At 42.5% G+C, this 15,101-nt stretch carries 12 protein-coding genes and 2 pseudogenes; 12 read left to right on the top strand and 2 right to left on the bottom strand.

Features of this window, described 5'->3' with window-relative positions; translation table 11 throughout:
- Positions 1-35 precede the first annotated feature (35 nt).
- The 5 genes from OCT63_RS15295 (at position 36) to acnA (ending at position 7,337) form a co-directional block, all read left to right on the top strand.
- Positions 36-821: an ABC transporter ATP-binding protein gene (locus OCT63_RS15295; protein WP_161755089.1), complete on the top strand. Its 786-nt coding sequence runs from the start codon at positions 36-38 to the stop codon at positions 819-821.
- Positions 812-1,735 (top strand): iron-siderophore ABC transporter substrate-binding protein, encoded by a 924-nt coding sequence (locus OCT63_RS15290; protein ID WP_269984009.1) that lies wholly within the window; start codon positions 812-814, stop codon positions 1,733-1,735. The genes OCT63_RS15295 and OCT63_RS15290 overlap by 10 nt, the downstream gene beginning before the upstream one ends.
- Entirely contained in the window at positions 1,732-3,699 is a 1,968-nt protein-coding gene (gene fhuB / locus OCT63_RS15285) for a Fe(3+)-hydroxamate ABC transporter permease FhuB (protein WP_269984008.1), read from the top strand. Before OCT63_RS15290 ends, fhuB begins: the two co-directional genes overlap by 4 nt.
- Positions 3,700-3,909: 210 nt before the next feature.
- Entirely contained in the window at positions 3,910-4,308 is a 399-nt protein-coding gene (locus tag OCT63_RS15280; protein WP_269984007.1) for a DUF2061 domain-containing protein, read from the top strand.
- A gap of 272 nt (positions 4,309-4,580) precedes the next feature.
- A complete protein-coding gene (acnA, locus tag OCT63_RS15275) occupies positions 4,581-7,337 on the top strand; it encodes an aconitate hydratase AcnA (RefSeq protein ID WP_269984006.1) in 2,757 nt (918 codons plus the stop codon).
- 330 nt (positions 7,338-7,667) lie between these two features.
- On the opposite strand, the gene OCT63_RS15270 is transcribed toward acnA, so the two are convergent.
- Together OCT63_RS15270 and OCT63_RS15265 are read right to left on the bottom strand one after the other, a co-directional pair.
- The gene (locus OCT63_RS15270; RefSeq protein WP_161675248.1) at positions 7,668-7,919 is read right to left on the bottom strand and encodes a hypothetical protein; all 252 of its coding nucleotides are present in this window, start codon (positions 7,917-7,919) and stop codon (positions 7,668-7,670) included.
- Positions 7,920-8,520: 601 nt separating this feature from the next.
- Positions 8,521-9,408, bottom strand: a complete 888-nt coding sequence (locus OCT63_RS15265) for a LysR family transcriptional regulator (protein WP_269984005.1) — start codon at positions 9,406-9,408, stop codon at positions 8,521-8,523.
- 211 nt (positions 9,409-9,619) lie between these two features.
- On the opposite strand from OCT63_RS15265, the gene OCT63_RS15260 reads away from it, so the two are divergent.
- From OCT63_RS15260 to rsgA, 7 genes and pseudogenes are all read left to right on the top strand, one after another.
- Positions 9,620-10,012: a hypothetical protein gene (locus OCT63_RS15260; protein ID WP_161675250.1), complete on the top strand. Its 393-nt coding sequence runs from the start codon at positions 9,620-9,622 to the stop codon at positions 10,010-10,012.
- Between the two features lie 133 nt (positions 10,013-10,145).
- Positions 10,146-10,712, top strand: a complete 567-nt coding sequence (locus tag OCT63_RS15255; RefSeq protein WP_269984004.1) for a cytochrome b — start codon at positions 10,146-10,148, stop codon at positions 10,710-10,712.
- 49 nt (positions 10,713-10,761) lie between these two features.
- Entirely contained in the window at positions 10,762-11,529 is a 768-nt protein-coding gene (locus tag OCT63_RS15250) for a glutathione S-transferase family protein (RefSeq protein ID WP_269984003.1), read from the top strand.
- Between the two features lie 99 nt (positions 11,530-11,628).
- Positions 11,629-11,835: pseudogene (locus tag OCT63_RS15245) on the top strand (IS110 family transposase); the annotation flags it as partial.
- 464 nt (positions 11,836-12,299) lie between these two features.
- Positions 12,300-13,484: a MerR family transcriptional regulator gene (locus OCT63_RS15240; RefSeq protein ID WP_269984002.1), complete on the top strand. Its 1,185-nt coding sequence runs from the start codon at positions 12,300-12,302 to the stop codon at positions 13,482-13,484.
- A 33-nt stretch (positions 13,485-13,517) separates the two neighbouring features.
- A pseudogene (locus tag OCT63_RS21525) lies at positions 13,518-13,685 on the top strand (GNAT family N-acetyltransferase); the annotation flags it as partial.
- Positions 13,686-13,693: 8 nt separating this feature from the next.
- On the top strand, positions 13,694-14,728 hold the full coding sequence (gene rsgA / locus OCT63_RS15235; RefSeq protein WP_269984001.1) for a ribosome small subunit-dependent GTPase A: 1,035 nt from the start codon (positions 13,694-13,696) through the stop codon (positions 14,726-14,728).
- The last annotated feature ends 373 nt before the right edge of the window (positions 14,729-15,101 follow it).

The following is a 15,101-nucleotide window of genomic DNA, read 5'->3' as shown; positions in this document are numbered from 1 at the left end:
AGGGGGCTTTTTCGTATCTATAGACAACTAAATTTATGTACCAACTCTCTGATATTAAAGTTTGCCGCGGTGGACGTACCATTTTTCAGGTCGATGACTTATCAATTCCAACTGACGAACTCACCATCGTACTTGGCCACAATGGTTCAGGTAAATCGACACTGGTTAACCTTCTTTCTGGCCAAATGGCCGCTGACGAAGGGAGAGTGACAGTAGACGGCAACATTCTGACCGATTACAAAACCAAAGAGCGAGCGAAGAAGATCGCTTATTTGCCACAAAAACTACCTGCATCGGCAGGCTTAACTGTGCGTGAGTTAGTCAAATTAGGCCGCTTTCCTTGGCGTGGTGCCTTGGGGCGTTGGAACAGCGAAGATACCTCTATTATTGAAGCGGCTATGGAACGGACGGGGATAACACAATTTGCCGACACCTTAGCCGACCAATTATCGGGTGGTGAACGCCAACGCGCTTGGGTCTCGATGCTCTTAGCACAACAATCGCCAATACTTATCTTAGATGAGCCAACATCCGCGTTAGACGTCCATCACCAGTTTCAACTCATGCAATTATTGTCGGAACTCAACAGAACTGAAAATGTCGGTATCATTGTGATCCTGCACGATCTTAACCTCGCGCTTCGCTATGCCACTCATATTGTTGCATTAAAACAGGGCCAAATTGCGTTTGAGGGACCTGCTGACATCTTGCTGGATGAACAACGTCTATCCAACTTATACGAATCATCGATTCAGTTGATTGACCACCCAGCCCCAGGGAATAGCGTAGCGAGTCAAAAGGTTGCGGTTGTATGCGCCTGATTAATGTTCACCTTCGTCTACTTGTCATCGTGGTTTCGGTGCTGGTCTCATTTTTCAGCCATGCTGCTGAGACGATTGAAAACCAAGTCAGTTCACATCGTTTTGCCGAAACGCCAAAGCGAGTTGTGGTTCTCAATTGGGATCTCCTTGAGCAAGTATTGGCACTAGGTGTCACGCCAGTGGGCGCACCGGAGCTTGCGAGTTATCGACTTTGGGTGGTAAAACCTGAAGCCCCAAAAGAGATTACCGATATTGGTTCGCGCTCAGAGCCTAACTTAGAGCTGATTGCGAATCTCAAACCCGACGTAATTTTAGCGGCGTCACCACAGCAAGACATTTTGCCGATCTTGGAGCAAATTGCGCCTGTGGTTTACCTACCCAATTTCACTGAAAAAGAAAATGCCGCTAACACTGCAATAGCGCACTTTAAAACCATTGGTAAGCTACTCGATAAAGAAGACATCGCAAAGCAACAGTTAGCAGAGGTGGAAGTTAAACTCTCTGAATTGAAGCAGAAGCTCGCCCCCTACTACACACCAAACACCGACTTGGTCGTGATGCGATTCTCTACATTGAATTCTGTGTTCTTGTATTCAAATAACTCTTCGACACAATACGTGGTGTCACAGCTTGGCTTTAATAACCCAATTCCCGTTAGGCCGAGAGCATGGGGAATTCAACAAACTCGCATCAACACGTTGCAACAAGCAGGTGCGAGTTATGTTCTGTATATGCAGCCCTTTCCTCAAGAAGAAAAATTGAAAGATGCCCGCCTATGGCAAGCTCTACCTTTTGTGAAAGAGGGCCGAGTCAATTCAGTGCGATCTGTGTGGAACTATGGCGGAGCAATGTCATTGCTTTATTTAGCTGAAGCCATTACAGACAGCTTAATTGAGCTGGCGGAGGACAAATGAACATCAAACTAGTCTCCTCTTCCTTAATGGCACTTGTTTGCTTCGCGATTTTCAGCCTACAGATTGATACATCACTCGCATTTGACCAGCAATTCAGCTTAATCACGACACCAAGCTCTGCCACCAGCTTTGATGAGATCTTCTTTATTGACTCCCAACTCCCGCGTCTAGCTATGGCGATATTAGTGGGTGCGATGCTTGGGCTGGTCGGAAGCTTAATGCAACAACTGACACAGAATAACCTCACCTCACCGCTCACCCTAGGCAGTTCATCCGGTGCATGGCTAGCGCTTGTTGTAATGAATGTTTGGTTTGTCGATTACGTTGCAGATTACTCAGCATTGGCTGCCATGGTCGGTGCATTAATGGCGTTTGGGCTTATTGTGGCAATTGTCGGGCTCAAGAATATGACGGGGCTTCCTTTGGTGGTTTCTGGAATGGTCATTAATATTTTGCTCGGTTCAGTCGCTGCGGCAATTGTGGTACTCAATGCTCAATTTGCCCAAAACGTATTCATGTGGGGCGCAGGCGATCTTACCCAATACAGTTGGGATTGGTTCGAATGGTTGCTGCCGAAGACGGGTATTGCGCTCGTTTTATTCCTCATTGCCCCAAGAATTCTGACATTACTTCGCCTTGGCCAAGAAGGCGCAACAGCAAGGGGGCTACCCGTAGTTCCTGCTTTTACCTTGCTAATGGTAATGGGTATTTGGTTGGTTTCAGCCTCAATTACCGCCGTTGGCATCATTAGCTTTATTGGCTTACTCACACCAAATATTGCCCGAGCGTTAGGGGCGAGAACACCGCGGCAGCAACTGCTATCAAGTGCTGTACTCGGCGCTGGGTTACTGATCTTTACCGACACGCTAGCCATGCTACTGACGTTTTGGTTTGAAGAAACGATTCCTAGCGGAGTGACAGCAGCGGCGATTGGTGCGCCGGCGCTCATTTGGTTTAGCCGTAAACCTTTGCACGCGCAGGATCAACTCAACCTCTCGATGGGTGAAGGAAAAAGTCGCATCTCAAGATCAACGATTGGCCTTATCCTATCCGCTTGTTTGATCGGCGGCTTGCTTTATATTTTCGCAACTACGACTTCAAATGGGTTGATGATGTCTTCTCCAAATGAATATCAATGGCAGCTTCGCTGGCCCCGACTCATAACCGTAATATCAGTAGGTTTAGCGCTATCGGTTGCTGGTGTGATCTTACAGCGCTTAGTCTATAACCCTTTGGCAAGCCCTGATATTTTAGGGGTCTCCTCTGGCGCTACCTTTGCTATTGTCACCACAACTCTATTTGTTGGAAGTGCATTCTCCGGTTCTGAGTGGATGGTTGCATTCCTAGGCAGTGTAACGGTGCTTATTGCGTTACTTCTACTAGGAAAAAAACACAACTTTAATCCGTCTAACTTCATTTTGTCTGGTATTGCACTTACTGCAATGCTCGAAGCTTTCATCCAGTTCTCACTTGCTAAGGGAACGGGCGATAGTTACAAAACACTACTATGGCTAACCGGATCTAGTTACCGCGTAACGCAAGAACAAGCCATGCTGTTACTTACCGCTAGTGCGGCATTAGTGTTAATCGTACTGATGTTATCTCGATGGTTAACCGTGATTGCTATTGGCCGTCAGTTTGCCAACGCTCGCGGCTTGAATGCTAACCTAGTAAATGTGGTTGGTCTCTCTCTGGTAGCATTACTGTGTGCTTTCTCGACCGCAACAATGGGACCGGTAGCCTTTGTCGGCCTTGTTGCCCCTCATATGGCAATGATGCTCGGCGCAAAGAAAGCGACACCGCAACTGCTCACCGGAGGAGTCATTGGAATTACGCTCATGATTTGGGCGGATTGGCTTGGGCAAGTAGCGATATACCCATTCAATATTGCTGCCGGCACATTAGTATCAATAATGGGAAGTGGCTATTTCTTATTACTAATGATGAAGAGTCGTTTTAGATAACAAGCCGTATGTGAATCATCGGCTATACGATTCGATTTAAAGCAATAAGGGCAAAATACTTGCCCTTACCTTGTTTAATACTCACTGATCTATTTCTAACGCTTGATTGTCAAAACCTATCACTACCATAGAATCAATCCACTTCCGTAAATGATAATAATTATCGATAATGGTTCTATCAACTCAGATGAACCGCTTTAGGATAATACGATGATCAAGACAATCACTTTTGCAGCTTTTCACTTTACCATTGCAACCTTGGTCGCTTTTAGCTTAACAGGCGACTTCCTACTCGGTAGTTTGATTGCCATGGTCGAGCCTTCAGTTAATACGGGTGCTTTTTATCTACATGAAAAAACTTGGCAAAAAGTCGCCTTTCTAAAGCGCCGAGAATCCATGACTCAAGTAAAAACAGTCAGCTTTGCCACCATTCACTTTAGCGTTGCGTTTACGGTAACTTATGCATTAACAGGCGACGCTTTCCTCGGTGGTTTAATGGCAACAATAGAACCTGCAATAAACTCTGTGGCTTACTTCTTCCATGAAAAAGTATGGTTACGCATAAGCCAGAATGCCGATTATATCAATACAAATGTTGTCACAGGATAGAAAGTACGGGGTATGTCGACAGAGGCATGCTCCACTGTTCATGGCTTTTTTGTAACTGTCCCTATTTAGCACAAAATCTTACTCGTGACATTCGTCAATCATCTCAACTTCATTTCAATGAAACATCGACGTTGCTCCGGATCTTCAATAGAACGACCTACATTTTTCCTAAAGTTTGTCATACTAAATTATAGACGCGTCTGTTGGTCAATCAACAAGGCTGGCATGCTCACAAAGAGCCGTATCACGCACTGTATAATAGGAGGCACTTCATGCCAAGCGAACAATGGAGTAAAGACAGCTTAAATACACTTTCAGTGATAACTGTGGGCGGTCGGCACTATCACTATTACAGCCTGATAAAAGCCGAAAGCACATTGGGCGATCTAAGCCAGTTACCTTTTTGTCTGAAAGTCCTGCTGGAAAACCTTTTGCGTAATGAAGACTCTTTTGCTGTCACTCAAACGCATATAAATGCCATGGCTGAGTGGCTCAAATCGCGCAGGTCTGATACCGAGATCCCATTTCGACCCGCTCGAGTTCTCATGCAAGATTTTACTGGCGTTCCAAGCGTCGTGGATCTGGCAGCGATGCGGGAAGCGGTACGGCTGTCAGGTAAAGACCCTGCATTAGTTAACCCTTTAACCCCTGTTGACTTAGTGATTGACCACTCGGTGATGGTTGACCATTTTGGTGATACTTCATCCTTCAAAGATAACGTCAGTATTGAAATGCAACGAAACCAAGAACGTTATGAATTTTTAAGATGGGGGCAACAAGCTTTTGATAACTTCCGCGTGGTTCCTCCAGGAACGGGGATCTGCCACCAAGTGAACCTAGAGTATCTGGGTAAGACCATCTGGTATAAAGAATTCGACGGAAAAACGATTGCCTACCCTGATACGCTTGTAGGGACCGATTCGCATACAACAATGATTAATGGCTTAGGCATTTTAGGTTGGGGAGTGGGCGGCATCGAAGCTGAGGCCGCCATGCTAGGCCAACCAGTTTCTATGCTTATCCCTGAGGTGGTCGGCTTCAAAATTACCGGAAAATTGCGTGAAGGCATTAATGCAACCGACCTTGTGCTCACCGTGACCGAGATGTTACGCAAAAAAGGGGTCGTTGGTAAATTTGTCGAGTTCTATGGGGATGGATTGAAAGATATGCCCGTAGCCGACCGAGCAACCATTGCCAATATGGCGCCTGAATATGGCGCAACATGTGGCTTCTTTCCGGTCGATGAACAAACATTAAAATACTTAGAACTTACCGGTCGAGAAGCCTCTCAGATAGCTTTGGTTGAGGCTTACTCCAAGGCTCAAGGGTTGTGGCGCGAGCCAAATCATGAACCGATTTACACTGACCACCTAGAACTTGATATGGATAAAGTGGAAGCGAGTGTTGCCGGGCCTAAACGCCCCCAAGATCGCGTGGCTCTTAAAAATATTAAGTCAGCATTCGACCTTTTCATGAAAACAACAGAAGTGACACCACAGGAAAAAGATAAGAAAATTAAACGAAACAAAGATCAGAACAGTACCGACAGTAACGCTCAACGGATAACCAACGCCAATTTAGATATCGACAGTGTGAAAACGCATCTCATGCCCGGTTCGGTGGTCATTGCAGCAATCACCTCCTGTACTAACACCTCGAACCCGAGCGTCATGATCGCCGCTGGGCTGATAGCCCAAAAAGCAATAGAAAGAGGATTGCAAACCAAGCCTTGGGTTAAGACATCTCTTGCTCCGGGATCCAAGGTCGTCACCGATTACTTAAAAGTCACAGGACTTCAGGAAAGCTTAGACCAACTGGGATTTAACTTGGTGGGTTATGGGTGCACCACTTGTATTGGTAACTCCGGTCCTTTGCCGCCTGCCGTAGAAAAGGCCATTATAGATAACGATCTTACCGTCGCTTCAATGCTCTCAGGGAATCGTAACTTTGAAGGCCGGGTTCATCCTCTGGTGAAAACTAACTGGCTGGCCTCGCCACCATTGGTGGTCGCGTACGCACTTGCAGGCAATGTGCGACTTGACCTAACTAAAGACCCTTTATGCATTGATGCAAATGGAGATAACGTCTATCTCAAGGACTTATGGCCTACTCAGCAAGAAATCGATGAAGCCATGCTGCGCGTAAAAACCGAGATGTTTCATAAGGAATACGGCGAAGTATTTGAAGGTGATGACAACTGGAAAGCGCTTAAAGCTCCGGAAAGTAAAGTCTACACCTGGTCCGATAACTCGACCTATATTCAACAGCCACCATTTTTCGTCGGCATGCAAACACAACCCGACGCGATTGAGAATATAAAAAATGCGAGCATATTAGCGCTACTGGGTGACTCGGTTACGACCGATCATATCTCTCCAGCAGGTTCATTCAAACCAGACACTCCAGCAGGTATATACTTGCAATCTCATGGTGTGGAGCCTACAGATTTCAACTCTTATGGATCTCGACGAGGAAACCATGAAGTCATGATGAGAGGAACCTTTGCCAACGTGCGGATCCGAAATGAAATGCTGCAGAATGTAGAAGGCGGCTATACCACGTATACACCCACCGGTGAGCAAATGACGATTTACGATGCTGCCATGAAGTATCAGGAAAATAACACCCCTTTGGTTGTGATAGCCGGGAAAGAGTATGGAACAGGATCGAGCCGAGATTGGGCAGCAAAAGGCACCCGCTTGTTAGGTGTGAAGGCAGTAGTGGCCGAGTCTTATGAACGAATTCACCGTTCCAATCTCATCGGTATGGGCGTTATACCGTTACAGTTCCCACAAGGCACCGACAGGCTAAGCCTTGGGCTCTGTGGCAAAGAAACCATCAACATAGAAGGTCTATCAGGAGAAATTCATCCCGGGCAGACATACACCATGCTTATAAACTATCCCGATGGCACGAATAAGCGCTGCAATCTGTTATCGCGTATCGACACGAGCACTGAAGCCACCTACTTCACACATGGTGGTATCCTGCATTATGTGGTGCGGGAGATGCTAAAAGAAAAATCATAGCAAGATTAAATCGGCTTATCTGAAGTGCTGTGCCTACTAAGGCTTGAAGGTGAGCCGTTCCCTTGCTTGAGGAATAGAACTTGGTGCAATGTGCCCACCAACTAAACCAGAAGACGAAAAATTGAAACCTAGAACATACCCTCAAGCCAATTGCTTGAGGGTGTTTTTAGAAGAGCTTGATGATCACAAACGGGTGAAGGTTCTGGACAAAAGTTTCTCAGGTCTTTCAATAATTTAGCAAATCATCGATAACCACATATATTGCAAAGGAAGTTGCGTCGAGCTAGCGCTTGATTTAGGTGCTCATGGAGTACAGTTACGTTAAATGGTTCAAAATTCACCTTTTAAAACTACATACATCATCAAAGCATTAAGTATCACACTAAAAAAGATGACTGCAAAAAGTTTTTGAGACCATTTCTTTTCAATTTTTTTTATCTTTGCCACCAAGAAAGACTTAGATACGACGTTACAGTCACTTATTGCTTGGTTTATTCCCATGGCAATGGCTGACGCTTTTTTCTCAGGAACACCAGACTCAACAAGACGCTTACTCAATGTAGGAACATCAACAACAATCATATGTCTCAACCTTTTTTCTTAGTAAATTATCTAACTTAAAGTACCAGAAAGCGCCAAAAGACCAAGCATCTTAATTTCACATCAACAATCAGTGTCACTATTCCTATTATGTAAAACCTGCGATTTAGTTATCAAAAACAGCCTCTACCGCCCCCTTAAACGCTCTTAGTGAAGGTTTCAGACACTTAATCACCATGATTTGTAATATTCTAAAAGCGATTTGCAGGACAAAAATCGGTATGTTCATTTGAAGCAAGAATCTCACGATGATACCCATTTATCATGTGTAATGAAATTTGGGTGTCATATGAGCTGTATTTGGGGGAGTTCGTCTATCCTGCGAACACGTACTTATGGAGGACAATGTTAAAGGAGCATTTTCTAGCTCGAAAATGCCACGCATAAAAATTCAGACTATGAATATTTTGGACAGAAGTTACTTTGTGCCTCTACTTAAGTTAACAAAACACGAATTAGCTAAAATATGGAAAAATTTGATTAAATGTATGCATAGCACCGATTGTTGTATCTTCTGTCTGCTTTAATCAAAAAGGCTTCCTTGGTTTTAAACTAAACAATTTATGGAACTCTATAAATGCAACTAAACCGATAGTCTCTCATATAAATAGTCAACCAACATCCTGACTCGACGTGATAGATTTCGATTTAGTGGATATAAGGCTGATATTGTAGTGGCTGGTTGGTAGTAATCGCTGAGTAGTAATTGCAAACGCCCCTCTTCAATATCATTTTTGAATAAAAAACTAGGCCCAAAGCCTATGCCTACCCCACTAAGAATACTCTCAACTATTAAACCACCATCATTACTCGTTAAACTACCTTTTGCTTTTACAGTAATTGATTCACCACTAGGAGAGAGAAACGGCCAACCCCGATTAATCTTGGAGTCGCTATAAATTAAGCAATTATGTTCCATTAGCTCTGCTGGTTGGTAAGGTGCTCCAGATTTTCTTATATATTGGGGAGAAGCGACGACTTGAAACGTGCAGTCTGCTAACCGACGAGAGATCAGACTGGAGTCTTCTAATTGTCCTACTCTTAGCGCAATATCTATACCTTCTTCCACTAAGTCTTCAGTACGCCCACTGGCTATTACTTCAAGCTCAATTTCTGGATACTGAAGTTGAAATTCTATTAGTAATTGACCAAAACCTGAAATGATAAGGCTTTGAGGTAATGTTAGGCGTATTTTTCCCTTTGGTGCACCTTGGCTATCCATGACCTCAGCTCGAGCATTCTCAGCTTCTGCCATGATGATCTTACAGTGCTTATAGAACTGTCCGCCTTCATCAGACAAGCTCAATTTACGAGTCGTACGATATAGTAAGCGAGTTCCTAAATCATCTTCCAAGGTGGAGATCTGTTTGCTGATAAATGATTTAGAGAACCCGAGTTTCTCCGCTGCCGCCGTAAAACTTCCTGTATCTACAACAACAGAAAAAGTTTCCATAAGAGTTAAAATATTCACATTAGCACTCCTGAGTAAACAATGAGTTTACTTTAAGAATATATATATCACCATATAAATACAATAAAATTGAAGTTAACAATTTGAAAGCGATCCGATAACAAAAAACGAACAATGGGTGGGTAATAATTACCTTTTACGTAAGTGGTTACCATTAGAGTTTGACCTTTAAATACGACAACACAATGAGACTTTATCTAGGATGCATATTATGAAAAAACGACTACTTGCTATATCACTCATTTTATTGAGTTTTACTTCAATTTTACCAGTACACGCGAGTGATGCTGACATGCGCAACACATATATGGTTACGTGGACGCTTGAAGTGAATGATGCCAACTTATTCAAAACCACTCTGAAAGAGCAGATGGATAAAGTACTAGAACTATGGGTTAGTGGCACAATAGAGAATGTCTATCTAGACAACAAAAAATCGGAAGTAATTGTGCATAAAGGTGATGTGGGTAAAGTGATTTTCTTTATCAAAGCGAAAACTGAGAATGAAGCACAAAACATATTAGATGAATTACCTTTAGCTAAAAAGAAAATAGCGTCATATCAATTGACACCTGCTGGCGTGCTTTGGTTAAAACAGTATTAATTTAACGGTAAAGTGAAGCGCTTTTCTTACCAATGCTTCAGGTGGAAATGCTACATACTGGCTACTAGGTTCTCTTTTAGCCAGTGCTTATATTGGATATTAATTTCTCTAAAACTCAATTGAGAGGCTAACCATGGGTACTATTCATGAAGATGAAAAAAAGTACGGAGCTGTCGCTAAAATTTTACACTGGGGAATGGCGATTATAATATTAATACTAATTGCTATAGGCACCTACATGACAGGCTTAGATAAAACGGAACCAAGTAAAATGCAACTCACAGGTATGCATAAATCGTTTGGTGTTATCTTTATGCAACTCGTTATTCTCCGAATAATATGGAGTAGTATTAATAGCTATCCACAATTGCCAAATGTACTAGCAAGGTGGGAGAAGTTATTATCAAAAATAATTACAGTCTCATTATATTTTTTAATGCTGGCAATCCCATTTAGCGGCTATACTATGACGAGTTTATTTGGTCATCCTGTTAGTATATTCGGATTGGTAGATTTACCTTTGCTATTTGAAAAAAACCCAGAAATGGGATTAATAGCCAAGCAAGCGCACGTTTCACTAGTATATATATTCATGGCTGCATTATTTTCTCATATTTCAGGTGTACTTAAACATCGTTTTTTAGATAAGCCAGAGGCTGATGTATTACCACGTATGCTGCCAGTTAAACCGCGAATATAAAGCGATTTAACTCGTTTTTTCAAAGATTAGAGGATAGGTTCCTAACACTATGACATCATTAATGCTTTATCACCACCCACTATCAGTTTGTTCGATGAAAGTAAGACTCGCACTTGAAGAAAAGGGGCTTGCTTGGTCTGGCCGTGTTATTGATATTATGCGAAAACAAGAACAGTTAGACCCATGGTATTTGAAACTCAATCCACAAGGAGTAATTCCTACTGTAGAGATTCGAAATGGCACAACAAAAGTATTAACTGATTCTGCTCATATTATTCGCTCCATCGCTTCTTTATCAGAAGGTAACAACTTGGTACCATCAGGTGAAAGTGATTGTCGATTAATGGATAAGTTAATTAATTTAGCTGATGATATTGATCTTCAGATCCTTAGTTATGCGCGCCATCCATCAATGGAAAAATCTGAAAAGATATTGGATGCCCGTATCACCAAGGCACTCTTAATGGCCGAGCAATATCCTGAACTTAAAGATAACTATATTGTTTGTGCAAAGCGCTCAGAAAATAGCAAACTATTTAGGGTTAATAGCAAGCATATAGAAAAGGTTGAACAATATGCATTGGAAGCTATTTCATTTGCTGAAAAGCAACTTGAAGGTAATGACTTTCTTTTAGGCAATGTTTATACACTAGCTGATGTAATTTGGACTGTAGTGCTCTCAAGACTTGACTTGTTAGGTTATAGCAAGTGGTTAAATAAGGATCAGTTTCCAGAAATATCAAGTTACTACTTAAGAATGCAACATCGAAAAAGTTATACTCTTGCTCAGATCCAAAATGAGTGGTGGGACAAGTAACTAAAGCCATCTACTATAAATGTGACGTATGTATGGAGATCACTCAGTATCCTGTTAGTGTATCTCCATTTTAGATACATCGATAAAGCAAACATATTTCGCAAAGTACTCTATTTTGGTGCTATGTCCTATGTGGGAAGACTACCCGACATACCAAGAACTCAAAAAGATGCTTGGCTCATTAAAATAATAGAACGGATTGGTTTTAAAAAAGCTTGTATTGCTCTTGCAAACAAAGTGGTTCGAACCGCATGGGCAATGCTTAGATATGAAACAGAATATAAGCCCGTTTTACTTACCGCATAACACGACTACAAATTTATATTTTACGAAATGATGGTGCATAAAAGGTAAGCCCAACCTACTGAAAACCTGACCAAAATGTGACGCTTTAAGAGGCTGATAACTCGATGAGGACAATAGGTGCGCAAAACATCAAAGGCTAGGAGGTAGCTCCTTCAATAAGAAGCCGAATATACGACCGCATCTTAACTTTTATTGCCAAAATCACTTTGTAAATACTTGGATTCCATATATATTTTGGGATAGGACCTTGTTAGAGATTTTACTAAATTAGTAACTCATGAATAACTTTAGGTATGGAAAACTTGACTTAATCTCCTGAGTCTAGCCTCTAGTAACTCGATGAAAAACTCTTATTCTTCATCTAAGCAGCATCCGCGCAAAAATTCTCACAAACCCACTTGACCTGTCTATTGCTTTACGGTTCATACTGGCTACATATTAAGAATATATAGGTCAACTTTGGCATGTACTTGATTTCAGAACTGGCGGCGAAAGTGGGCCTTTCGCGTACGACATTACTTTACTACGAAAAACTAGGGCTGATTAAAGGGCAGCGCCTTGAGAATGGCTATCGCTATTATAGCGAAAGTGATATGCAGCAATTGTTTCTTATTCAACAACTCCAAAGCGCAGGATTAACACTGAAAGAGTGCCAAGGCTGTTTAGAAACTAAGTTAGACAAGCACATCTTGCGAGAACGGTTAATTCAACTAGACGATGAAATTGAGAAAAAACAACAGGCTCGTGAGTTGCTATTGGGGTTACTTGGAGAGCGGTCACAAAGAGAACTGCATGATTCGTTGAATAAAAATGCGCCAAGCGTTTACCTCGAGTGGTTAAACAAGCAGGGTTACAGTGAAAAAGAAGCGCTCAGATTAAAGTGGTTATCAAAAGATATGAACGAACACGACAGTTACATGAAAGACTTTATGATGGTCTTTGGAAGGTTAGAACGATGGGGACCAGGAAGTCAGAAAGACTCGTTAAAAGCGATATCTCTAACAGCGCCTGAGACAATGACCGATATTTTAGAAATTGGTTGTGGTACTGGTACCTCAACATTGCTGCTCGCAGAGAACAGTACAGCACATATTACAGCAGTGGATAATGAGCCTACGGCCATTGAACAGCTAAATAAAAGAATCAAATGTGCACAGTTGAATGAACGAATATCTCCTATTTTCGCATCAATGACAGAACTGCCCTTTCAAGCGAAAAGCTTTGATGCCATTTGGGCGGAAGGGTGCGTATACATCATGGGAATGGAGAGCGCACTAAAACAGTGGAAGCCACTATTAAAAGAGCACGGCGTGCTCATGGTAAGCGATTTGGTGTGGCTCACAGACTTGCCTGATGAAGAGACTAAACAGTTTTGGCTGGCAGACTACCCAGATATTCAAACGATACCGAAGCGGCTGGCGTTGTTTAAAAAACAGGGTTATGAGGTGGTAGAACACTTTTCATTACAAATCGAAGCATGGCAAAACTACTGGTTTCCGTTGCAACAAAGAGTTCAGGAATTGAAGCCGACGATGCCTGATTCTCAAGCGCTGTTAGACATCGAAAAAGAGATTGCGATATACGAGAAAGGTGCCGCCAAAGATTTTACCTATCAGTATTTCATTTTAAAACGAACTAACGAGAGATAGCCCCATGAATTACGCTTTGTACAAACAGCAACACACTCAAAAAGTGGATTTACCCCACTCAGCCAGGACTTGATTCAAGCTCCGCTAGACTTGTCCTATCCAGAAGGTTGGATCGCGCAATCTTTAGTGGGTGACACCATCCCTAAAGTAGATGGCAAACCTGCATGTTTAAAAGCTTTTGATAACCCAATCTATTGGTAGGTGTATAGATGAACGCTCCCGCATTACTTGACTTAGGCATGCGACCATTTTTCCAGCAGCAGCTTTCTCTCGAAGAGCTAGAAAGCTGCTTACTTGGGCGAATCGTCGAACAACATAAATCAGACGTGGTTTTGATGAGTGACAAAGAGACTTTGCGATTTAATCTTCCTCCTAAACTTGATGCTGTTTGCGTCGGCGATTGGGTTGTATTTACGCCAGCACGAATAATACGTGTACTCGAAAGACAATCACTATTTCAGCGTAAAGCTGCGGGTAGCGCGCTCAAACGTCAACTCATTGCAGCAAACATTGACAGTGTTTTTATCGTGAGTTCTTTGAATGACGATTTCAGCCTAAATAGAATTGAGCGTTATTTAGCACTGGCCAATGAAGCGGGGGTTGAACCTGTCATTGTCTTAACGAAAGCGGACTTAAGCAATGATGCAGATGACATTCGACATCAAGTTCAACAGCTTGATCCATTATTGAGTGTTCATTGTGTGAACGCACTGGATGCTCAAGACGTATCTGTATTGGAATCCTATTGTCAGAAAGGTAAGACCATCGCTTTTCTTGGTTCCTCTGGTGTCGGAAAATCGACATTAGTGAATAGCTTGCTTGCCCACAATGAAATGGATACTGGACGTATCCGTGAGCAAGACAGCAAAGGCCGCCATACCACCACTTTTCGCACAATCAAGTGGTTGCCTAGTGGTGGTTTATTGATGGACACTCCAGGGATGCGCGAGTTGCAGCTTAGCAATGTTAAAGAAGGAATACAGCTCACGTTTGCCGATATTGAATCACTCGCGTCAGAATGCCGTTTTAGTGACTGTGTGCATGACGGTGAACCGGGCTGTGCAGTCAAAGCAGCGGTCGAAAAAGGTGAACTATCTTCTCGACGGTTAGACAATTACAAAAAACTTCTACGTGAAGAAGCTCACAACAGTGCGACCTTGGCAGTGAGAAGAGCGAAAGATCGAGCGTTTACTAAAATGGTAAACTCAGTTCAGGTCGAAGCTCGTTCAGCTAAAAAGTTTTGATAATCATTTAAGAATTCATCGTTAATCACAACCTATTGGATTTGTTGAACAACTAATTAAAGTTCTGCTCTATACATATAGAAAGCACTACTTTTTTGTAAGCCAGATTCGTATTAATAAAGTGTGAATGAGTGTTTGCTCTAACCAATAAAGGGGCATTTCCGTCTCAGTGACTTTTCTAAATTACAGACTTTTCTTAATTAATTGTATGAAGCGCTGTTCTATGAAATTCCCCCAACGCTATCATACTTCCCTCCTTGTTATCTTTAGAGCCAGCGTCGTTATGCCTGTTTATGACATACGCTATATTTAAGGTGTATGGCAGAATAGTGGATAAACTAAAAAGCGGCCCAATGTAGAAAAAATAAAGTGA

Origin of the sequence: Vibrio sp. RW (assembly GCF_027587105.1) — a bacterium.
GTDB classification, from domain to species: domain Bacteria; phylum Pseudomonadota; class Gammaproteobacteria; order Enterobacterales; family Vibrionaceae; genus Vibrio; species Vibrio toranzoniae.
Note: the sequence above shows the minus strand (reverse complement) of the source record. Positions and strands in the feature narration are given on the sequence as shown.